Annotated in this window: 15 protein-coding genes and 3 pseudogenes; 10 read left to right on the forward strand and 8 right to left on the reverse strand. The window is 57.3% G+C overall.

Annotation, left to right across the window (positions count from 1 at the left end):
- Window positions 1-5: 5 nt before the first annotated feature.
- Window positions 6-1,262 carry an NAD(P)/FAD-dependent oxidoreductase gene (locus AC3FLX_RS27925; RefSeq protein ID WP_488700563.1) on the reverse strand — a complete coding sequence of 419 codons (1,257 nt, stop codon included), beginning with the start codon at window positions 1,260-1,262 and terminating at the stop codon, window positions 6-8.
- A gap of 692 nt (window positions 1,263-1,954) precedes the next feature.
- Here AC3FLX_RS27925 and AC3FLX_RS27930 point away from each other — a divergent pair.
- The 5 genes from AC3FLX_RS27930 to AC3FLX_RS27950 all read left to right on the forward strand — a co-directional run bounded on the left by AC3FLX_RS27930 (window position 1,955) and on the right by AC3FLX_RS27950 (window position 9,514).
- A complete protein-coding gene (locus AC3FLX_RS27930) occupies window positions 1,955-2,926 on the forward strand; it encodes a Bug family tripartite tricarboxylate transporter substrate binding protein (RefSeq protein ID WP_488700564.1) in 972 nt (323 codons plus the stop codon).
- Between the two features lie 1,511 nt (window positions 2,927-4,437).
- Window positions 4,438-5,409 (forward strand): Bug family tripartite tricarboxylate transporter substrate binding protein, encoded by a 972-nt coding sequence (locus tag AC3FLX_RS27935; protein WP_488700565.1) that lies wholly within the window; start codon window positions 4,438-4,440, stop codon window positions 5,407-5,409.
- Window positions 5,410-5,500: 91 nt separating this feature from the next.
- Window positions 5,501-6,469 carry a tripartite tricarboxylate transporter substrate binding protein gene (locus AC3FLX_RS27940; protein ID WP_488700566.1) on the forward strand — a complete coding sequence of 323 codons (969 nt, stop codon included), beginning with the start codon at window positions 5,501-5,503 and terminating at the stop codon, window positions 6,467-6,469.
- A gap of 8 nt (window positions 6,470-6,477) precedes the next feature.
- Window positions 6,478-8,100 carry an N-acyl-D-amino-acid deacylase family protein gene (locus AC3FLX_RS27945; RefSeq protein ID WP_488700567.1) on the forward strand — a complete coding sequence of 541 codons (1,623 nt, stop codon included), beginning with the start codon at window positions 6,478-6,480 and terminating at the stop codon, window positions 8,098-8,100.
- 544 nt (window positions 8,101-8,644) lie between these two features.
- Complete coding sequence (locus tag AC3FLX_RS27950; RefSeq protein WP_488700568.1) at window positions 8,645-9,514, forward strand: TauD/TfdA dioxygenase family protein; 870 nt, start codon at window positions 8,645-8,647, stop codon at window positions 9,512-9,514.
- A 78-nt stretch (window positions 9,515-9,592) separates the two neighbouring features.
- Here AC3FLX_RS27950 and AC3FLX_RS27955 read toward each other — a convergent pair whose 3' ends face one another.
- Both AC3FLX_RS27955 and tnpC read right to left on the reverse strand, forming a co-directional pair.
- Entirely contained in the window at window positions 9,593-9,985 is a 393-nt protein-coding gene (locus tag AC3FLX_RS27955) for a pyrroline-5-carboxylate reductase family protein (RefSeq protein WP_488700569.1), read from the reverse strand.
- A gap of 66 nt (window positions 9,986-10,051) precedes the next feature.
- Window positions 10,052-10,939 (reverse strand): annotated as a pseudogene (tnpC, locus tag AC3FLX_RS27960) (IS66 family transposase); the annotation flags it as partial.
- A 71-nt stretch (window positions 10,940-11,010) separates the two neighbouring features.
- Here tnpC and tnpA (AC3FLX_RS27965) point away from each other — a divergent pair.
- From tnpA (AC3FLX_RS27965) to AC3FLX_RS27975, 3 genes and pseudogenes are all read left to right on the forward strand, one after another.
- Window positions 11,011-11,421, forward strand: coding sequence for an IS66-like element accessory protein TnpA (tnpA, locus tag AC3FLX_RS27965; RefSeq protein WP_488700570.1), 411 nt, complete (start codon window positions 11,011-11,013; stop codon window positions 11,419-11,421).
- The gene (gene tnpB / locus AC3FLX_RS27970; protein WP_488700571.1) at window positions 11,418-11,765 is read left to right on the forward strand and encodes an IS66 family insertion sequence element accessory protein TnpB; all 348 of its coding nucleotides are present in this window, start codon (window positions 11,418-11,420) and stop codon (window positions 11,763-11,765) included. The genes tnpA (AC3FLX_RS27965) and tnpB (AC3FLX_RS27970) overlap by 4 nt, the downstream gene beginning before the upstream one ends.
- 30 nt (window positions 11,766-11,795) lie before the next feature.
- Window positions 11,796-13,348 (forward strand): annotated as a pseudogene (locus AC3FLX_RS27975) (IS66-like element IS883 family transposase).
- 41 nt (window positions 13,349-13,389) lie between these two features.
- On the opposite strand, the pseudogene AC3FLX_RS27980 reads toward AC3FLX_RS27975, so the two are convergent.
- The 4 genes and pseudogenes from AC3FLX_RS27980 to AC3FLX_RS27995 all read right to left on the reverse strand — a co-directional run.
- A pseudogene (locus AC3FLX_RS27980) lies at window positions 13,390-14,070 on the reverse strand (transposase); the annotation flags it as partial.
- Window positions 14,071-14,175: 105 nt separating this feature from the next.
- Window positions 14,176-14,529, reverse strand: a complete 354-nt coding sequence (tnpB, locus tag AC3FLX_RS27985) for an IS66 family insertion sequence element accessory protein TnpB (protein WP_488700572.1) — start codon at window positions 14,527-14,529, stop codon at window positions 14,176-14,178.
- Window positions 14,529-14,999: an IS66-like element accessory protein TnpA gene (gene tnpA / locus AC3FLX_RS27990; protein WP_488700573.1), complete on the reverse strand. Its 471-nt coding sequence runs from the start codon at window positions 14,997-14,999 to the stop codon at window positions 14,529-14,531. The genes tnpB (AC3FLX_RS27985) and tnpA (AC3FLX_RS27990) overlap by 1 nt, the downstream gene beginning before the upstream one ends.
- 332 nt (window positions 15,000-15,331) lie before the next feature.
- Window positions 15,332-16,030: a pyridoxamine 5'-phosphate oxidase family protein gene (locus AC3FLX_RS27995; RefSeq protein ID WP_488700574.1), complete on the reverse strand. Its 699-nt coding sequence runs from the start codon at window positions 16,028-16,030 to the stop codon at window positions 15,332-15,334.
- Window positions 16,031-16,294: 264 nt separating this feature from the next.
- Between AC3FLX_RS27995 and pdxR the strand changes: the two genes are divergently transcribed.
- Entirely contained in the window at window positions 16,295-17,911 is a 1,617-nt protein-coding gene (pdxR, locus tag AC3FLX_RS28000) for a MocR-like pyridoxine biosynthesis transcription factor PdxR (protein WP_488700575.1), read from the forward strand.
- A gap of 266 nt (window positions 17,912-18,177) precedes the next feature.
- The gene (locus AC3FLX_RS28005; protein ID WP_488700576.1) at window positions 18,178-18,936 is read left to right on the forward strand and encodes a maleate cis-trans isomerase family protein; all 759 of its coding nucleotides are present in this window, start codon (window positions 18,178-18,180) and stop codon (window positions 18,934-18,936) included.
- Between the two features lie 289 nt (window positions 18,937-19,225).
- Here AC3FLX_RS28005 and ilvA read toward each other — a convergent pair whose 3' ends face one another.
- Complete coding sequence (gene ilvA / locus AC3FLX_RS28010) at window positions 19,226-20,788, reverse strand: threonine ammonia-lyase, biosynthetic (RefSeq protein WP_488700577.1); 1,563 nt, start codon at window positions 20,786-20,788, stop codon at window positions 19,226-19,228.
- Window positions 20,789-20,998: the final 210 nt, after the last annotated feature.

Genomic DNA, 20,998 nt, shown 5'->3' on the forward strand with positions numbered 1-20,998 from the left:
TTTCCTTAGTGGCCGTCGAATCGATTTGGGGAGAAAGGCTGTAGATTCACCGAACAGCCTGCACCCAATATGGCTTCAGCAATCAGCCGGCCCGTGATAGGGCCGAGCGTTAGTCCGAGATGGCCATGGCCGAAGGCCATGAAACAGTTGGCATGGACCTCGCTACGACCAATTACCGGGAGCGAGTCTGGGGTTGATGGCCGAAAGCCGAGCCATTTGCTCAACACGGGTGCTGCCAGAGAAGGTACGGCGCGGCCGATGGATCGAACGACACGATCAATGCCGTCATATCTGGGCGGTGCATCAAGGCCGGCGAATTCAACACTGCTGGAAATGCGTAGGCGATTCTCCTGCTGTGACAGTACCACGGATTTTTCATGCCAGAACACGGGCGCATGCAAGAAATCCGCACAAGGGACCTCGAGCATAGCGTGATAGCCACGTTCGGTATCGAGGCTCACGTTATGGCCGGCCTCTTGCGCTAGACTTGCCGACCACGCCCCAGCAGCAATCACGAAGGTGTCGCCAGACACCTGCCCGGCGGAGGTTTGCACTGCGGCGAGCTTCCCTCCCTCCACGACGAAGCGGTGTGCATTGCCCTTGACGAATTCCACACCCATTTCCTGGCATGCAGTCGTGATACGGGCTAGGTACGCGCCAGGATTGGTCACCTGCATGCAATCATCGAACAGCGTTCCGTGGGTAAAGATCCCACGCAGCCCAGGTAGCAATGTGTCAAGATCACCCATAGATAACGCGGTCATATTCACACCAAGCCTCGACAGGTAACGTCGCTCTGATTCAAGGGCGCGATAGGTGTTGGCGGATTCGTAAGCCTTGATCCAGCCGCTAGCACGAAGGAGGTTATCGGCGCGTGCGGCGTTGGCAATTTCATGGTGAGCGGCAACTGCCTCGGACAGCAACGATTTCAACGCAAGCCCCGCTCGGTCGACAGCCGCGGGGTTGCTAGCTCGTATAAAGTGCAGAAGCCATGGCGTAAGAGTCGGCAGATAGCGCCAGCGAAATTGCAAAGGGCTATTCTTCGCGAGCAGCATGCGCGGCAACTTCTTGATCAAGGACGGCGTGCCGACCGGCAAGTACTCGCATGTGGCGAGCACACCTGCATTTCCATAGCTCGCTCTGGCTTGTTCGTCATCAGGATCTACGAGCGTTACCTTGAGGCCGTTTGTCCTGGCGTGCCACGCACATGACGCCCCAATGATCCCACCGCCAATTACTACGACACGATTCTGTGCTGTCATGCAGTTGCGTTCAGGAGGGTCTCTTATTCTTCGAGCGAACATGCTAACGGGAAACCGTATTCAATGCTCTCGATATTTTTCGCGTCCGATGGGATATGTGGCGTGGGCATTGAGGGATCAGCCAGCGGCCGCGTTACGCTCAACCCATTGCCACTAAGTGAGGCATGGGACGACGCAGTGCAATCTTGACTACTAGCAGTCCGCCGCAGGCCAGACGCAAGTTTCACATAGCGGTATATTGTGCCTCGCTCGTGGCCTGCGCACCTGCGATTACCGCGGATGCCGCGGGTGGCAACTGACACACGCGGCGTTGCCAATGTGCACACGGCTTCCATAAGGGGGGCAGGGATAAGGCACTCAAGATGTCAATGCGGAGGGGAAGGGCACGTCTCGGCAGCTTCGCATGGATAAAGCACCGACTCAATTCCAGACGTGTCGATCGCAGGCCACGGCGGCACGCGCGCGGCGGTATGTTGTTCACGCACCAATTCAAAGCACAGGAAGACACGTGCTGCACCATATCCGGGGGGAAAGTGCTCCAAAGAATACAAGCGCACTGCAGCAAATTAATCATTAGGGTGCACCGATAATTTTCATTCAACCGGTCTCGAGTCTCTGTACAAAGTGGCTTATCCAAAGAGGGTTTTAGGCATGTAGATTTGGCGATCATGACGAGAAACCAAGGAGTTAAGATGGATTTGCGTAAGCTGCTGCTCGGCTTTTTTTCAGCAATGTTCGTTCTGCCGGTATGTGCGCAGCCGGATAATTATCCGCAGCGACCGATCAAGCTTGTGGTTCCTTGGCCGGGTGGAGGTAATACTGATGGAGTCGCCAGACTAATCGCGGAAAAGCTAGCAATCCGGATTAATCAACCTGTGGTGGTTGAGAATAAGCCCGGCGCTAATGGGATCCTCGGCGCAACTGTTGTGGCTCGTTCTAAGCCTGATGGCTATACACTTATGCTGGCCCTGCCGGAGACAAATGTACTGAATCCGGTTGTGTACAATAAAATTAGCTACTCTGCAAAAGATTTTGATGCGGTGTCGTTCATCGGGGTCCTGCCGTTTGCTTTAGTAGCAAAGCCGAGTCTGAAGGCTAACACGATACCGGAACTGGTGAAACTGGCGAAGGAAAAGCCGGGATCGATCTCTGCATTTAGCTGGGGCGTTGGAAGTACCGCGCACGCGGCAATCGCGCTATTGGAGCAGGCAGCGGATATTAGCCTACTTCACGTCCCGTATCCCGGAACCGCCCAAGCGCTTACGCAATTGATCGGAGGACAGGGCGATCTCATGTTCCTCTCAGCGGAGCGCGCCGTTACATATGCCAAACAGGGAAAGGTCAAAATACTTGGCGTGACGTCGCCGAAACGGATCGAGGGTTATCCAGATATCCCGACGTTTTCCGAACAGGGACTGCCCCAGGTCCAGGTGGCACTCTGGTACGGCATTGTAGCGCCGGCACAAACGCCTGCGCCCATCAAGGGTTATTTGGCAAAGGAGATTCAAGCTATTCTGCAGGACCCGCTCGTGCTGGAAAACTTGCGCAACCGGGGAATGGTGACGCAACCACAATCGCCGGCGCAGTTCTCCCAGTTCCTACGTGAGGAGGATACACGCTGGTCGAACCTGATCAAAAACAAAAAGATTCACGTCGACAATTGAGGAGATCGGCCGTCTGTTATTACTTTTGGGGCCCGCGATGCGATGCCTGGGATGACGCCCGAGGTGCTTAGTAGGATCCGCGCGTCTTGCGCAGGCAGGTTCAGTCGGCAGACCATGTCTGCCTGCCCATCTCAATCGGTTGCCCTCTTTCGAGCCGGCGTACCAAGACGTCAGTCTCAATCGCCGGAGCGGGCCTTTGTCCGTTAGCGCAGCGTTTGCCTGCGGCGAGCGCCTGGAACGGCGAGCGCCTGGAGATCCCGGTCGCACGACGTGCGAGCTCGGGAAAGCCGTGAAGGTGCGCACCGCCCGCGCGTCCTCGATCCGTTGAGTGGCGCCCTGGCGCATGCCACGCTGGGCAAGAGCCCTAGTCTGACGGCTGGCGGTTCGCCCGATCGGCATTCCAGCGACGAACTCCACCCGCTGAGCGCAACGTCTGCCGCAGCACTGTGACACCATGGTGTTTTGCATTCTGCGCCAGTTAGGAAGGACTGTAGGAGCCCATAGGCCGGCTGTGGAGCCGAGCGCAGTGGAACGCTGCCGGCTCGTGGCATTGAGCCCGGCGCCTCCACAGACCAGCAGCGCGAAGCTCGCGGAATGGTTCTCCGGAAAGCCGTTTCATCGATACTCTGGAGCTGCTGAAGAATCCGCTCGGAAAACTCGCGCTCGTCGCCGTGCTCGACATGCCGGTCACGAGCCGGTCGTAGTAATGCTCCAGCCCTCTTTGCGTTTCGTCGCAATCATGGCGACTTGCAGGACATGCTCCTGAGATCGGCACGACAAGTGTCAGGGACGGCGCCGGCTCATCTGAGGGCTCGGGTAGGTGACAGGTTCCTTGCCATGCCGGCGGGCGCAAATACGGCTGCTGGACCATGCCGCCGTGGATGGGCCCCGCACAACGGCGACGTCAACCACCAGATCATAAACGGTTCGATATCGGGCGTCTCGCCGCGCTCCTTCGTGATGAATCGCTCAATAGCAGGTTGACCGGCGCCGGACCGAGTTGGGTGATCCCGAGAATAGCAGGTCGCGGAATTGGTGGCCGACCTGCGGCGCTGGCCTGACGCAGGGTCCCGTTCGAGCTTGCGAAGGGGACCAGGCCCTACACGGTGAGGAAGTGCGACTCATACACCATTTCGCCCACCAGCGCGAAGGTGATCTTAGCTAACAGGAACGGATTGGAATTCCAATTGAGGGTAATCACCTAAATGCTATTGCTCCGCAATTGGGGAGTTGTATTTCGCGCCGCCCAAGAAATCGTCGGCTTGTCCTCTGTAATGCGTACGCCCCGTTGGGCTAGATTGGGCCCGGCGTGCACGATACTGGGTTTTTTCGACGCAATATGGTGCGTTTACGAGTGCGATTGGTGCGGATTTTGATTGCAGAAAAATCAACAATTTCGCAAAGGAAACCGGCCTGTTGCTTTTATCTAAAGTGGTCCGAATGAGTACGGATTCTATGCATAATTATTGTACTGCAGTCATAAAACCCATACCAATATTAAGGGGCTCCACATGTCTTTTCGGAAGCTGTTACTCTGCCCTCTACTGGCGATTTTAATTGCGACGGATGTCGCCCAGGCCGATGATTATCCGTCGCGCCCGATTCGGTTGGTCCTACCCTGGGCGGCCGGCGGGAACACCGATGGCATCGCACGGCTAATGGCCGAAAGATTGTCGGCTCGTATCAACCAGCAGGTCGTTGTAGAAAACCGACCCGGCGCGAATGGCCTAATAGGCTCGAACCTAGTTGCCCGAGCAAAGCCGGACGGCTACACCATCATGCTCGCACTGCCGGAAACCAATGTGCTTAACCCATTGGTATACAAAAATATCACTTACACCGCCAAAGATTTCGATGCGGTGGCATTCATTGGGATTCTGCCCTTTACGCTAGTTGCCAGGGCTAACCTGGAGCCCAATACGGTTTCTGAAGTTCTGGCGTTGGCCAAAAAAGCGCCGAACTCCGTTTCCGCTTTCAGTTGGGGAATCGGCAGTACCGCACATACTGCCATCGCACTGCTCGAGCAGGCCGGCAACGTCAGACTGCTGCATGTACCGTATCCCGGTGAAGCGCCAGCGTTGACGCAGCTCATCGGAGGGCAGGGGGATCTCATGTTTCTGTCAGCCGAGCGCGCTACGACCTATGCTTCGCGCCGAGAGGTGAAAATTATCGCCGCCACGTCGTCGCAGCGGATGAAAGCCTATCCAGACATCCCGACTTTCGCCGAACAAGGCATTCCTGGTTTCGACGTATCGCTCTGGTATGGGATCGTCGCCCCGGCCGGCACGCCGGCGCCGATCAAAGATCTTTTATCCAAGGCGGTTCATGAGGTTCTGACGGAGCCGATGGTACTGGAAAATCTGCGCAAGCGTGGGATGGTGGTGCAGCCTGAATCGGCATCATGGTTCGACAAATTCCTCGGTAATGAAACCACGCGCTGGGCTACGCTAATTAAGGCCAAGAATATTCACATCGATAACTGATCGGGGCCGCTCGTGTCAGCAGGTTCAACGCGCGAGCACATGCGTCAATCCTGATGCTTGGCTGCCCTCTTTTCCTATATTTGGAGCCTCAATGTTCAAAAAACTGCTAGCAGGTGCGACCTTGCTCCTAGCGTGCTGCTTCTCGGCCCAAGCCAAACCGCCCGGATTTCCTTCCCGGCCAATCAAGTTGGTTGTGCCTTGGCCCTCGGGCGGGCCTACGGATGCGATAGCACGATTGGTTTCAGAAAAACTCTCGGTCCAGGTGGGCCAGCCCGTGATTGTCGAGAATCGCTCCGGGGCCAATGGCATCGTGGGTACAACTGCCGTCGCGCGGGCGCCGGCGGATGGCTATACGTTGATGTTAGCGCTTCCGGAGACCAACGTCCTTAATCCCCTGGTTTACAAGACGATCAGTTATCGCGTCGAGGATCTTCAAGCATTGGCGTTCATTGGAGTACGGCCGTTTGCGTTGGTCGCTGGTCCGACCTACATGGGCAAGAGCATCAGTGATGTACTCCGGATTGCACGCCGGAGTCCGGAATCGGTGTCCGCCGCGAGTTGGGGCATCGGCAGCACCGCGCACCTAGCCATCGCCTCGCTCGAGCAGTCCGCGAATGTGCATCTGCTGCATGTGCCATTTCCGGGCACGGCCGCTGCGTCGGCGCAACTGCTCGGTGGGCAGGTAGATCTCATGATGCTTGGCCTGCAGCCTGCAACCGAATATGCGAATGCCGGGAAATTGAGCATTCTCGGGATAAGCGCCCCGCAGCGCCTTGAAGCTTACCCGGCTGTCCCGACGCTCGCCGAGCAAGGACTGGACGTCGACGTTTCCCTCTGGTACGGCATTGCGGCGCCGGCCAACACACCGGCGCCTATCGCCGATTACTTGAACCACGAGATTAATAGGGTCCTGCAGGATCCGGTCGTTCTTAAGGGGTTGCGCCAGCAAGGGATGGTTGTACGGCCCCAGTCTCGGGGTGATTTTTCACGTTTTATCGATACCGAGTTCGGCCGCTGGTCAGCCTTGATCAAGCGAAAAAATATCCAAATCGACAACTGAGGAATCAAATGGCTACATTCAATGAAGTGTCGAGCGAAGTCGACTATCTGCTAGCAGGGGGGACGGTCATTCTAGGGGATGGGATGCGGCCGCCGTTCCGTGGCACGGTCGCCGTTTCGGGTCGGCAGATCCTTTGGGTGGCCGAGGGCGACGTGCAGGTGCAGGCCAAGAAGAGGATCGATTGCACAGGAATGACCGTAGCCCCGGGGTTCATCGATATCCATACGCACTCGGACGCTGCGTTGCTATGCGATGGCCGGGCGGCCAGCCAGGTTAGTCAGGGTGTGACCACGGAAATCGTGGGCAACTGTGGTCACAGCTGTGCGCCTTGCGCCGACCCCGTTCTATTGCGCAAATACATCCTAGGTATTCATGATTCGACCGAGATCACCTGGCGCACATTCGGCGAGTATCTGGCCGCGCTGGACGATGCCAAGCCCGTACTGAACGTAGGTTCGTATGTCGGGCATGGGGCCGTTCGACTGGCAGTCAAGCGCGCTTCGAGTTCGGCCGTGAACGCGGATGAGATGGAGCAGATGGGGCGTTATCTATACGACGCGCTTGACGACGGAGCGTTGGGGATCTCGACCGGCCTAGAGTACACCCCGGGCATGTATGCTTCACAGGCCGAACTCATGCAGGTTGGAGCCATTGCAGCTAGCCGTGACGCTATTCATGCAACTCATATCCGCAATCGCGACTGGCTCATAGAAATGGGTGTCGGCGAGGTTCTGGGTGTAGCCCGCGCAACGAAATCAAAGTTGCAGTTGTCGCACATCGCACCCAAGCACGGCGCGCCGACCGAGGCTGTTGATCGCGTGATTGAGATGATCGATTGGGCGCGAGGCGATGGAGTCGACGTGGGGTTCGACGTGATTCCGGATGAGTGGGGACCTACAAAGGTCATCGCCTCCCTACCAAGTTGGGCGCTTGAGCTCCCTCCGGCACTGCTGCTCAAAGCGCTGCGCGAACCGGAGCAGCGGCATAAGATGGGGCAGAACGTGTTTCCCAATTGGAAACTGCTGTCGGACTCCCGCTGGGATCTTTTGGTCCTGTATTACAGCGCAGCCAATCCGGATCTTGTTGGCAAGACGATCGCCGATATCGCCGAAATCCGCGGTGTGGCGCCCTGGGACAGTATCTGCGATCTGCTTGCCGATGAAGGCGAGGGCATTGCGGGACTCATGTGGTGTGGTCGTGTTTCTCGCCAACCGGACATTGACAAATTGATCGAGCAACCTGGCTGCATGGTAATTTCCGATGGTGTGACTAAGAGCGCCGATGGGGCCCTTAGTCAGATGCGCTTTTCGCCGATCGCTTTCTCGTGGGCTACGACATTCCTGGAAAACTATGTACAAAAATCAGGCAAGCTATCCTTGGTTGAAGCGATTTCGCGGTTAACCAGTGTTCCGGCCACTCGTTTCAAGCTGGAGCGCCGGGGACAGCTGAAGGAAGGCTATTACGCGGACATCGTCGTCTTTAAAAATGACGCTATTGCCGCGCACGCCACATTGCGTGATCCTGATGCAGCTTCCGCGGGAATTTTTCACGTTTGGGTTAATGGACAGGCGGTTCTTCGTGACTGCAAGCAGACCGAGGCTCGGCCAGGCATGGTGCTGCGCAGGACATGATGCGGATGTGCCGAAAGTGTTATGCGCTGCAGGTTTGATTATGTTTCGTGGTCGCGATCCAAACATCAAGGGGAGAGGCATTTTTTCCTTCAGTGCTCCCCCACGTGGTTCGGTTGAGCACCGCGCAGACTGGATCGCAGACAGCCTACGAGATATGGCACATTGTTTTCTTAAGGCTTGCGTGTCACGACGCGTGCATACGATGAACATAAACGGACTGTATTGCATTGACGCGAGCACAGTTGTGAGCGGTCTGAGCCCGTGCAGTTTGAGTGTCACTGCGACACATTACTGTCTAAAGGTAGATCCTGGTTTCTCGGTGCCAATATCGAAGGCCAGCTTTCTGCCCTATGCCCGGCGGCGTAGGCGAGTACCGGCTTACCTGCGAGCGTAGAGGTAGAAGAGGTTATCCGGACTTTGCACTTGGATCATGAGGTCGGTTGTGCTGATGCGGGAGGCCACTGTCGGACCACAATCAGATAATTTCGCAGGCCACGCTGTTTAAAGGTGATGTTTTGTAGTTGCGATCTATAGGGAGTAAATCATGACAATCAAGTTAATGCCGTTGTCCTACAGGATCGGCGTGGAGGCCCGGGCTGTCGATCTGTCGCAGCCTGTATCCGATTCGCTATTCCAAGAGATCAAACGTGCTTTTCTAAAATCCGGCGGAGTCCTACTGCTACGCAACCAGCGTATTTCCAGGGAGCAGCACATCGCCTTTAGCCGACGTTTCGGCGAGTTGGATCGGCACGACGCGCTGCCCCTAGACAGGCACCCCGAGTATCCCGAACTGTTCGTTGTCGCGAACGATCGCAGCGCGATGGGGCTCAAACGCGGTGGTGACATCGGGCAGGTCTGGCATTCAGACCTGGCACCATCCCTGCGGCCGGCCTCTGCGTCGCTTCTGCGAGCGTTGAGCGTGCCGTCGTGTGGCGGCGACACTATGTTCACCAACATGTATGCGGCCTACGACGATCTTTCCGAAGGCATGAAGTCGCTAGTTAAAGATCTGAACCTGGTGCACGTACGCGAGAGAAAGAACGTGTCGGCCGAGTGGGCTGCCGAGAACCGGAAGCTCAACCCGCCGATTGTCCATCCGTTGGTCAAGGTGCATCCAGAAACCGGACGAAAATCACTGTTCCTATGCGAAGGCGTTAAAAACTTCGAAGGGATGACCGAGCGGGAAAGCCGTCCCATCATAGATTTCCTGATTGCCCATTCGACGCGTCCACAATTAGTTTATCGCCATCGGTGGCAGGCCGACGACATAGTGATATGGGATAACCGGTGTACTATGCACTTCGCACTTGGCGACCACGATCCCGCCGAATTGCGGCACCTGGAGAGAACCACTGTGCTCGGTGAACCCAGTGGGCGTATCTATGAAGGAACGGGATCGACACTGGCTGCGTGAACCACGGGGTAGGGCTGGCACATGAGGCGCGCAGCGAATCATGCTGCGCGAGTTGCTGGTGCAGCCCTCGTCGCAGTGCTAGTCCGCCTGGGTTTCGAATCGCCCACGCCCTTGCCGCGTGACGGCTTGGCAATGGAGCAGTGTCCGAGGTGCGCAGCTCCTTGCGTTGATCACTTCAGTCTTGTGGCACCTCGTCTTGCTGTGGTGGAGCCCACTCGTCCAGATCACGTAATGCCGCCTCGGTGCGCCCCCGTTTGGAGATGACGCGGGTTCGCAGTACATCGAAGTTTCTCCGAGGTTCGCCAGTCCCATCGCGCCGGCAGCCGTTCGAAGGACGAGTTCACGTGCCACCGCTAGTTCGAATCCTTGCGTCTGGGCAGCCTGTTGAAAGGCCTCGAGAAAGTGAAGCACATAGGCCGGCCCGCTCCCGCTTACGGCGGCGACCGCATCCAACCTCTCATCCGAATTCACCGAGAAGCAGTAGCCAGTTGAAGCGTAAGCGCTCGTTTCTCCCCACCTTGTACGCTATGAGCTTGTTCAGGCAGGATGCGGCGGGGCGAAGTTGAACGGCAACAGATCGCTGATGTCAGCAGCTGGCGTTCGTTGTGGAAGCCCTGTGAGCACGTGGAGCAAGTAGGCATACGGCTCGACGTCACAGGCCCGGGACGTAAGCATCAGGCTGTAGATCATGGCGCTCGCCTGGGCGCCAGCTACAGTGTCTGCGAAGAGCCATGCCTTTCGACCCGTGCAGAATGGTCGGATGTCGCGCTCCACCGCGTTGTTGTCCACTGGAGCCCGTCCATCGCTGACATCGCTGACGTAACGGCTCAGATATTCCCATTGATTGCGCGTGTATACGATAGCCTTGCCCAGCAGGCTTTCCGGCAGTATCTGCGGCGCCTGCTCATCCAGCCATGCCTTGAACGCTTTCAGCAACGGTACGCTGTGTTGCTGCCGCAGCCGGTACGTATAGTCCGCGCGCATTTCGCCTTCGGGCAGATCTTCCTTTGCTAGCGCCTCGACCTGATACAACGCCTTGAAGTACTCGAGCGCCTTTGCTATTCGAGCGCTGGGCTTCTTCTGACCCTTCTGCGCATCGACGAAAATCCGCCTGGAATGAGCAAGGCAACCGAAGTGCGTGACACCTTCGAGGGTGCGCCAGGTACTGTATCCATCGGTCATCAGCATGCCATCGTAGCCGGCGAGGAACGTCTGCGGATACTCCTGTCCGCGTCCCGGCTGGTAGTCGAACAGCACCACCGGATGCTCGCAGTCCTCCGCGCTGCGGTAGACCCACATGTATGACTTGCTCTGCGCGACCTTGCCTTCCTCCTTGAGCACCTGCGCCGTCGTCTCATCGGCATGGATCAGCGGCTGCGACAGCAGCGTGCGGCGTAACGCCTCATACAGACGGCTGTAGTGCAATGTAAGCGAGTCGCCAGCACCGTCTGTACCGTTCAGTAGAGTGGCGCCAAAGTAGTTCCCACCAAATAGTGATGGGAACTACTTTGTCACAGTCACAGGAAGAACCAGTCGCCGGCAGTCGCAAAGGCCGGCCGAACCACAGCGAGGAATTCAAGCGGCGGTTGGCAGCCGCTGCGTGTGAGCCGGGTGTCTCGGTATCGAAATTGGCGCGCGAGCACGGCATCAACGCGAACATGCTGTTCACCTGGCGCCGACGCTATCGAATGGAGCAGCGCCAGGAAGCCGCGGTGTTGTTGCCGGTGACCGTTGAACACCCAAGCTCGCCACCCGGTCCGATGCCAATGAGTCCGGCCGCTGCGGTTTGCGAGCCGACGCCGCCGCACGGCGCCATTGAGATCCGTTTGGGCCGAGCGGTGATTCGCATTGAAGGGGCAGTCGACGCGACCACGTTGCGTACCGTACGGGACCGTTTGACGCCATGATCGGGTTGCCGGAGGCAACACGCATCTGGATCGCTGCAGGCGTGACCGACATGCGCTGCGGATTCAACGGGCTCGCCGCGAAGGTGGAGGCGACTCTGCAGGAGAGCCCGTTCTCCGGCCATGTCTTCGTCTTCCGCGGCAGGCGCGGCAACGTCATCAAGGTGTTGTGGTCAACGGGCGATGGGCTTTGCTTGCTCTCGAAGCGCCTGGAGCGCGGACGTTTCGTCTGGCCGCAGGCCGACAGCGGCAAGATCCACCTGACGCAAGCGCAGTTGTCGATGCTGCTGGAGGGGATCAACTGGAAGCAGCCCGAGCGCACCTGGCCGCCACTGTCGGTGTTGTAAACCTTGCGGCATGTGCGTAAACTGCCGCGCATGCCAATCGACCCCAGCGATCTCCCCGACGACATTGAGGCCCTGAAGGCCTTGGTGTTGGCACAGCGGGAATCGATCGCACTCATGGAACGGGCCTTGGCGGTCCGCTCCATGGAGATCGAGCAGCTAAATCTGCAGATCGCAAAGCTGAGGCGGATGCAGTTTGGCCAGAAGTCCGAGAAGCTGGATCGACAGATTGAACAGCTCGAGACCCGACTGGAAGATCTGCTGGCCGAGGAAGGTGCGGCCGAAACGAAGCCGATCCGCAGGCTACCCCTCCTGTCCGGAAGAAAGCGGTACGCAAGCCGTTGCCGGAGCACCTGGAGCGGGAGGAGCGCATTCTCGAGCCCGAGACCGAAGCCTGTCCAGAGTGCGGCGGTAAGCTCAAGCCGCTGGGCGAGGACATCTCGGAGCAACTCGATATTATCAGCAGTTCATTCAGGGTGATTCGGCAAGTGCGGCGCAAGAAGGCCCGCGCCTGTTGTGATTGCATCGTCCAGGCTGCAGCGCCAAGCCGGCCAATTGAGCGTGGCATTGCCACGGCGGGGCTGCACGCTCACATACTGGTTGCCAAATATGCTGATCATCAACCGCTGTACCGTCAAGCCGCGATCTATGCCCGGCAGGGCGTGGAGCTGGACCGCACGACCATGGCTCGCGGTGTCGGCGCTTGCGGTGCGCTGGTACGCCCCCTAGTCGAGGCTTTGCACCGATACGTAATGATGCCCGGCAAGGTGCATGCGGACGACACACCGCTGCCGGTACTTGCGCCAGGTAAGGGACAGACCAAGACGGGAAGACTATGGGCTTACGTGCGGGACGATCGCGCATCGGGTTCAGATGCTGCACCTGCGGTCTGGTTCGCCTACACACCAAATCGCCAGGGCCAACACCCCCAAGCGCATCTGGCCGGCTTCCGAGGCATCCTGCAGGCAGACGCGTATGCGGGCTTCAACGCTGTTTTTACCAATGGCAGTGTGCGCGAAGCAGCTTGTATGGCCCACGCGCGCCGTAAGGTGCACGATCTGCATGTCCGCAAGGCAACGCCGACCACCACGGAGGCGTTACGCCGGATCGGCGAGCTCTATGCCATCGAAGCGGAAATCCGGGGTAAGCCACCTGCCGTGCGTCAACAGGTGCGGCAGCAAAGATCCCGGCCCCTACTGGACAGCCTCGAAGTGTGGTTGCGAGAGCGGCTATTGACGCTCTCAACGCAGTCGGAAACGACCAAAGCCATCAACTACATGCTGAACCAGTGGCAAGCGCTAATCTACTACTGTGATGATGGCCTGGCAGAGATAGACAACAACATCGCGGAGAATGCGCTGCGCGGTGTCGCGTTGGGTCGGAAGAATTTTTTATTCGCCGGCGCTGACAGTGGCGGCGAGCGCGCGGCCGCAATGTACTCGCTCATCGGATCCTGCAAACTCAACGGCATCGATCCCGAGGCCTATCTGCGTCACGTCTTGGCCCGCATCGCCGATCATCCCGTCAATCGGATCGACGGACTTCTGCCGTGGAACGTCGCCGCTCAACTGGCGTTGCAAGCCTAAAGCAGCACCATTCCTGTCTCGTCGTCAACCACGGTGCTGGCGATCCGCTTACAGTGCAATTGCGCGGGGCGGATGATCCCGTTCGCCAGTGTTCCACGGCCAACCGCAATCCCCGCCCGCCCCAGCGCCTCTTCCATGCGGTACAGGGGCGTGCCGTCAACGTACTTGCCGATGGTCACCGTCGCCAGCATTGCCGGACTTGCGTTGCTGCCCGGTAATGGCTGGGCTGGCTTCGGCGCGGTCAACATCGGTGTTCGCTCGGCATGGCGATCGCAGTTCCGGCACGCGTATTTGAAGCGCACGTACTGCAGTACCGAGACCTTGGCTTCGATGTGCAACTGCTCGCTGACGTCTTCGCCCATGCGGTGCATCGAGCCTTGGCAGCATGGGCAGATCTTCTGGTCTTCCGTCAGATCGTACTCGATGCGCTGGCGCGGCAGCTCTGCCGGCAGCGGCTTGCGTCCGCGTTTGCCGCCTGCAGGCCTATCCGGCTCCGGCAGTCCGGTGTCAGGAAGCGCGAACGCGTCTTCCTCGTCGTCGGGCGGGGCCCTGGCAGCCATCTGCTCAGCTTCATCGAACACGCGGTCCTTGGACTTCTCGATGCTCGGTGCAAAGCGTTTGGACTGTGCGAGGCGGAACTGCTCTTCGAGGAGCCTGATGCGATCGGTCAGCTCGGCGATGTGCGCGGCGTTGGTGGCAGCCCGCGCTTCGAGTTCGCGGATATAGGCCTGGGCGGCCGGCGGTAATCACGAGAAGTCGTGTTCATTCATGCTGAACACGATAGTGCAGCGACCGCGTAGATAGGTATACGTCACCCCGCGGGACCATCAAGCCGTGTGCTGATATTGGCGGGACGGGTGGCGCTGCACGGCGTCCACATCGATACCGTCCAGCAGCCAGTGCAACTGTTCGGTCGTCAGTTCGACAACCGCTTGCTGACGCCGTGGCCATGCAAAGCGATCTTCCTCCATGCGCTTGAGCAGCAACCAGAATCCATTGCGGTCCCACAGCAGCAGCTTGACGCGGTTGCGCCGACGGTTATGGAAGGCATAGACGGCCCGGGCAAAGGGATCAAGCTGCATCGACTGCTCGACCAGCGCAACCAAACCATTTATTCCGAGGCGGAAATCCACGGCGTTGCGGTGAAGGTAGACCCGCACGTCGGAGCCGAATCGGAACATCAGCGCGCTCCCAACGCTTCGATCATCGCCTTCACAAGCGCAACGTCCTGCCCGCCGCATTCAAGTTCGACCGTCACGCCGTTGGGTAGCCGCGCCTTCAGTAACGCTGGGGTTAGGCATGGGCGCTGCGGTGGCTGTGTGCCAGTTGGCGTCTCGGCGGACGGACGTCCCCGCACCACTGGCGATTCCGTGACGTGCATCACCTCGCTCACCTCGACGACAGGCACGAACGCCGGCAACGTAGACCCGGTGGCCGCGGCGGCTTCCTTTGCCACTTGGTGCAGTCGGATCCACTTGCGCAACCGGTTCGTATTGATACCGAGCTTGATCGCCATCCCGGAGACGGATGCCCCAGGCCGCAGGCGTGCCTCGACTATTCGGCGCTTGTCCGCCCGGTCAAAGTCCCGCTTTCCGTTCGAGCGAACACGGATCACCCTCAGCGGCAGAACGTCAAACTCGGCTTCCATCATGATTGCGTCCGCAAAGAGTGGTTGCGGACGCAAGCCTGCCCACTCTCAGCCGCAAATGCTAGGTGGGTTCAATTGCGCGCTTACGTTGAAGCCAACACGCGTTAGGCCATCGCCCTGTCCGCGTGAGACACAGCGCCCGAAGCCGCCATACCCGTAACGCGGTTGGCGGTCAAGGCACCCATGTTCGGCATTGCGCGGACTACCCGCTCGTCCCGAGTCAACCTCTAAAGGTGCTGAGCGGCAACGATTTCGCAACTGCATGCCGAGAAGACAGTTAATTTATCCGGACTCACGATTACTGTTTGGGGGTGAGCCCGGAGTGGCTCGGTGACTTACAGACTATCGGAGCTATTGGCGATAGCCTGTGATTCAACTACCGGTTTGATTTCGTAACCAGTCACGTAATCAGGAGTCGGTACATCCTGCCTCCCATTGGGATCCTTAATAGCGCCCGCGTGTACCTGCTTGATCAAAAGTTCGCCTGCCCAACAGTCTCTATCAAGATCATGCTCAAAGTCAGTTGGGGGACCCGAACGCATCTTTGCAACGGCCTCCGTAATGGAAATCCGCATGACCGTTGTACTGTTTAGTTCCTTTTCGTTGGGCGGCCGCACGTCCTGGTATCGACCAGGCAGAACATGGCGAGCATATGCCTCAAAGGAAGCGGATTTTTCGTCGATGTCTGTCACCTCCTCGGGGCGGCCGAAAATAACTACCGAACGATAGTTAACCGAGTGGTTATAGAGCGCCCGCGCCAGAACCAAGCCGTCTACGTGGGTAACGAGAATGCACACTTCACCGCTCAATGCAGCCTTCAACATCGTGCTCTGGTTGGAGCCATGGATGTAGATGTTGTCGCCGATGCGTCCGTAGCCGGTTGGCAGTACGCGCGGTGAGCCTTCGTGGATGTAGGCTACATTGCACATATATCCCTGATCCAAAATAGCGTGGATCACGTCTTTGTCGTAGATGCCCCGATGCGGCCGACGAGTCAGGGTCGTGCGGGAAGTACTTTCGTATTTTTCGCTCATAAAGGTTTCCTTCAATTGCTTGTTACACATTCCAACTCGGGTTGGGAATGTTGCCAGCGGTAAATGCTATGGGCCTTCGATTTGCCGCCAAGCTCTTCGACGGTCACATGCTGTCCGGGTCGTTGACGAAGAGTGGCTCGCGAGCCGGAAGTGGCATCCGATTTGACGAGCCAGCATGCCACTTGCTATCTTTGCGGTGAAACATCGCTCCGACGCCTTCCTCTATCCATCAGTCCGGGCCATTTTCAGAGAGAGGAGGAGTCTGTGGACAAGCCACTAATTGAAGTTGAAGCAAGCCACTTGGAGCAGGATCAGCTGCAACCGGTCGGGGGCCGCAAGCCAAGAGCCTCCAAGGCACGATTGTTGGATCTGATCACAATAGACCGGTCAAACGATTCGACACTTGTCGATCAGATCGTCCATGCAGTTCGTCGCATGATTACAAATGGAGCCCTGCAGCCGGGAGACTTATTGCCGTCCACGCGGGAAATGTCTCGTACTCTGCACGTTGCAAGGACAACCGCGCTGGCCGTAATCACTTGTCTGAATGAGCAAGGATTTGTAGAGACGCGTGTAGGTTCGGGCGTTCGGGTGCGGGCAAGACAATCCGATCATCTTCCAGATTTGAACCTGCCCCTATCCGCGAGCGGCACGTCGGCTCGTCCGCGGCGGGCTCGCGAAGGACCCTCAACACGCAGTGACCTGAGAGATAAACTTCCGAAGCACGTGCTGATTAGCAGTACGCAGCAAAGAAACATGCAGCTGCTCTCTAGCGCAATCCCGTTTGCGCCTGGGATGCCGGCGATCGACCAATTTCCCTACCGGGAGTGGAGCGAATTTGCAGCGAAGGCTTGGAGAAATGCCACTTCCGCACTGTTGGAAACTCGTGATCCGGCCGGTTACCGACCGCTGAGAGAAGCGCTTGCTGCCTATCTGGGGAGCGCCAGAGGGGTCCGATGCAGTGCTGACCAGATTATCATTGTGTCAGGCGCTCAACATGCCTTCGATCTCACACTGCGTGTACTGACAAAGCCAGGCGACACAGCACTAATCGAAGACCCCGGATTTCTTGGCGCGCGAAATGCAATGCTTTCCGCAGGGCTCTCGTTACGGGGTATTCCGCTAGATGAGCAAGGGGTGTTAGTGCCCACCGAAGGCGACTCGGATGGAGCAAGGCTGCTCTACACAACGCCATCACATCAATATCCTATGGGCATAACGATGAGCGTAGCTCGCCGCGAGGCACTATTGGAATGGGCTTATCGCGAGGGGTGCTTTATCTTCGAGGATGACTACAGCAGCGAATTTCGATATGGAAGCGCGCCTCTACCGGCGCTACAAGGCGCTGATGAGGGCTGCCAGGTGATCTACGCAGGCACATTCAATAAGATCATGTTTCCCTCTTTGCGCGTTGGCTATCTGGTCGTTCCTGATCAGTTAGTAGACATCTTCCGGAGTATGAGAACTTGGTCCGATGGCTCCCCTCCGGGAGCGATTCAAGCTGCCATGCTGGAGTTCATCGACCGTGGAACTCTCTACTCACATATCAGACGGATGCGTGAGATTTACGCCGGGCGACACGCGTTGCTTCGAGAGATGCTGCGGGTTCGATTTGGGGCATCGCTCTCCGTGGTTTCAGATGCGGCGGGCCTGAACCTCGCAACGGTCGCAAGCTCTCCGATAGACGATCTAGCATTCTTTCGCTGCGCTCTCGACGAAAACGTCGTGTGCCCACCGTTGTCGCAGTACTTCCTGGAAGTAGAACCCCTAAGGGGGTTCCAACTCGGGTTCGCAGCAAGCAATGAAGCGCAGATGAAGATCGCAATGGACAGGCTCGAGGCCGTATGGACCAGGAGGGGCATCAAGCAAGCATTGCTCTAGCCCTGTGCTGTCGCGGTGGACGAGGCCAGCGGGGTTCGCACATGCTATGGCGTCGAAATCGAGGCGAAGGAGGAGAGGGGAGCGACAACTGCGCGCGCCTCTCGCAACTCGAAGCCGAGCTGATCCCCTGATATGCGATCTGATGGCGGCTGCGGCGTTCCGAAGGATCGAGTGGCAATTGGTCTGTTCTGTTTGAGGTAACTGGCCCGTTCGATGATATGGCGACGCCATATCCTGCAAGGAGTTCTCAACTCAGGATGCGTACTATGCAGCAGACTCGACTCGGGTATGAATTCCGTACCGATATTGAAAAGATGGCCAAGATGGCGCTTATTGTGCTCCGGACAGATCGAACGCTTGAAGGCGAGGTTCGGGCCAGCCTGCCTTCAACGCCCGTCGCGCTATACCATAGTCGCATCTTCAACGAATTCGACATCACGCCCGAGAGCTTGGTGGCCATGGGTGACCTTCTTGCTCCAACAGCGGCCCTTTTTCCGCCTGACTTCAATGCGCAAGTGGTCGCCTTTGGCTGCACCTCGGGCACCATGGTTCTTGGCGAGGATAAGGTGGCCGAGATCGTACATAGCGTCCATCCGAAGGCTGCGGTGACCGAGCCGGTGTCGGCATGCATCGCGGCATGCGATGCTCTTCATATGAAGCGTATTAAGTTAATCACGCCCTATCGAGCAGACGTCAATCGCAAAATGGTAGATGGCTTGCGTGCACGGGGCCTTGAAGTCGATTCGATCGTGTCATTCGAAGAGCCGGACGATAGGAAAGTTGGACTCATCGCAACACGGAGCGTGGTAGAGGCAGCTGTCCACGGTGGCGGATCGATGCCTTCTCACGTGGACGGTGTCTTCATTTCGTGCACGACACTACCCACTTTTGAGGCTCTTCCCGAGATTGAGCGAATTACGGGAAAGCCCGCCACTTCCAGTAATCATGCGCTTGCATGGCATATGCAAAAGCTTGCGGGAATTGAACAGAAGCGACCGTCGCTCGGACGGCTGTTCGGACTCTGAAAAGGCGAGGGTAGGCTTCCTTTTTAAGAATTCGTGAACATTGGCGCAGTTCGTTCATCGTGCAAAGCTGGCAGCCCATTGTTTTTCGCAACGGGGTACGGAACATCGTACCCACGAGCAACCCTTCATAAAAAAGAAGGTAAACCGGATGCGCGGTTCGCGCATCCGCATGGCAAGGCTTAGCAAGGCGGCCCTTCGCTGTGCCTTCGCGTTCCCAGTCTTCTGGCGAGAGATGGGGGATCCATATTCTTAACGAGCAAAACAATCAGAAAACCTTAGCTTAAGCGCATCAACGCAAAAACATGCGATAGGCGAGATTGCTGGTGTAATCTGTGAACTGATACGGCTGCCTCAATAAAAACGAAGAAAATCTCTCATACTCATTGTGCGGGACTTGGATGCCAACCAAAACACGACCGAAATCGGCTCCTTGATTTCGGTAATGAAAAAGGCTTATATTCCATTCCGAATCTAGTAATGACAGAAATGTTGATAAGGCTCTTGGTTTTTCGGGGAAATTAAATTCAATAAGTTGTTCGTCATCCGGCTGACTGGAAGGTCCCGTAACAAGATGTCGAAGGTGCTCCTTGGTTAGCTCATCATCAGTAAGGTCTAATGTAGGGTATCCATTCATGGAAAAGATTTCCATCATTTGGGAAATCTCTTCTCGAGCAGCTATCGATAGACGAACCAATACGCGTGCATCTGCGCGGTCAGCCATACGATAGTTGAGTTCCGTCACATTTCGCGCTCCGAGCAGGCTGCAGAATTTCTTGAGCTCGCCACGGTGTTCATGCATAGTGACAGCAAAGATGGCTTCGCGCTCTTCGCCGAGGACTGCACGCTCCGCGACGAATCGAAGCCGCTCGAAGTTCATATTCGCTCCGCTCGTGATGGCCACGAACGTTTGACCAAGATCTACGGCTTGCCCTGCGTATTGCTTGACTGCCGCAACGGCCATCGCGCCGGAAGGCTCGAGAATTCCTCGGGTGTCTTCGTACACATCCTTGATAGCGGCACAAACGGCGTCAGTTTCAACAACTACGAATTCGTCCACCAACTCGCGAACGAGACGATAGGTTTCGTCACCTACCAACCTGACTGCCGTACCATCGCAAAATAGTCCCACTTCCTTGAGTTGGACCCGCATACCTGCAGCGACGGAGTTCAGCATTGCGCGCGAATCTGTCGTCTGCACGCCGATTACCTTTACCTCGGGTCGTACGGCCTTTATATAACTCGCAACACCGGCAATCAATCCGCCGCCACCCACCGGGCAAAAAACCGCGTCAATCGGTCTTTGATATTGACGCAGTATCTCGAGCCCAACGGTTCCTTGGCCGGCGATAACGTCTGGGTCATCAAAGGGGTGTACGAAGGTGAGATTTTCCGTCTTCTGAAGCGCTACCGCGTGCTGGTATGCGTCCGAATAGCTGTCGCCGAATAGTACGGCTTCGCCGCCGAGGGCGAGGACGCCCTGCACTTTCACTTCAGGTGTTGTCGTGGGCATAACGATCACGGCTCGGCAACCCAGCTTTCGAGCTGCGAGGGCCACACCCTGGGCGTGGTTGCCTGCAGAAGAACAGATCACACCGCGCGCCAACTCCTCAGCGGTAAGTTGCGCCATTTTGTTGTACGCACCTCGAACCTTGAAGCTAAAAACTGATTGTGTGTCCTCCCGTTTCAATAGAACGGTATGCCCTAGCCGAGCTGAGAGCTTCGGCGCCTCGACTAGATCCGATTGCGATGCGACGTCGTAGACTCTTGCGGTTAGAATTTTACGAAGGTAATCGGCCCCGCTTAGCGTGGGATGTTGGGGCGCATCGCCTGATGTTTTTAGGAGTTCGGTCATATGGACTATGGTCATTGAAAGGCGCCATCGCCCTTGACGCTTTGCGAGTATTCTTAGCCCGACTTTCAATGCTCACATTGGAGCGAAGTTCGGGTGAAACGAGCAAGAGTCAAGCGCGGATTCAGTGGTGGCATCGGCTCTATGTCAGATCTTAGGAATCTTGCAGTGAAAGATTGTAGATTCATGACCCTTCTCACGACGCCACATTTT

This window comes from Cupriavidus sp. 291-E7, from assembly GCF_057798835.1.

Coding starts and splice junctions, on each gene's coding strand:
- tnpB (WP_488700571.1), top strand. CDS start 11,418: ATGATCGGGTTGCCGGAGGCAACACGCATCTGGATCGCTGCAGGCGTG.
- tnpA (WP_488700573.1), bottom strand. CDS start 14,999: ATGATGGAAGCCGAGTTTGACGTTCTGCCGCTGAGGGTGATCCGTGTT.
- AC3FLX_RS27950 (WP_488700568.1), top strand. CDS start 8,645: ATGACAATCAAGTTAATGCCGTTGTCCTACAGGATCGGCGTGGAGGCC.
- tnpB (WP_488700572.1), bottom strand. CDS start 14,529: ATGTTCCGATTCGGCTCCGACGTGCGGGTCTACCTTCACCGCAACGCC.
- AC3FLX_RS28005 (WP_488700576.1), top strand. CDS start 18,178: ATGCAGCAGACTCGACTCGGGTATGAATTCCGTACCGATATTGAAAAG.
- ilvA (WP_488700577.1), bottom strand. CDS start 20,788: ATGACCGAACTCCTAAAAACATCAGGCGATGCGCCCCAACATCCCACG.
- AC3FLX_RS27925 (WP_488700563.1), bottom strand. CDS start 1,262: ATGACAGCACAGAATCGTGTCGTAGTAATTGGCGGTGGGATCATTGGG.
- AC3FLX_RS27995 (WP_488700574.1), bottom strand. CDS start 16,030: ATGAGCGAAAAATACGAAAGTACTTCCCGCACGACCCTGACTCGTCGG.
- AC3FLX_RS27935 (WP_488700565.1), top strand. CDS start 4,438: ATGTCTTTTCGGAAGCTGTTACTCTGCCCTCTACTGGCGATTTTAATT.
- AC3FLX_RS27930 (WP_488700564.1), top strand. CDS start 1,955: ATGGATTTGCGTAAGCTGCTGCTCGGCTTTTTTTCAGCAATGTTCGTT.
- AC3FLX_RS27945 (WP_488700567.1), top strand. CDS start 6,478: ATGGCTACATTCAATGAAGTGTCGAGCGAAGTCGACTATCTGCTAGCA.
- tnpA (WP_488700570.1), top strand. CDS start 11,011: ATGGGAACTACTTTGTCACAGTCACAGGAAGAACCAGTCGCCGGCAGT.
- AC3FLX_RS27940 (WP_488700566.1), top strand. CDS start 5,501: ATGTTCAAAAAACTGCTAGCAGGTGCGACCTTGCTCCTAGCGTGCTGC.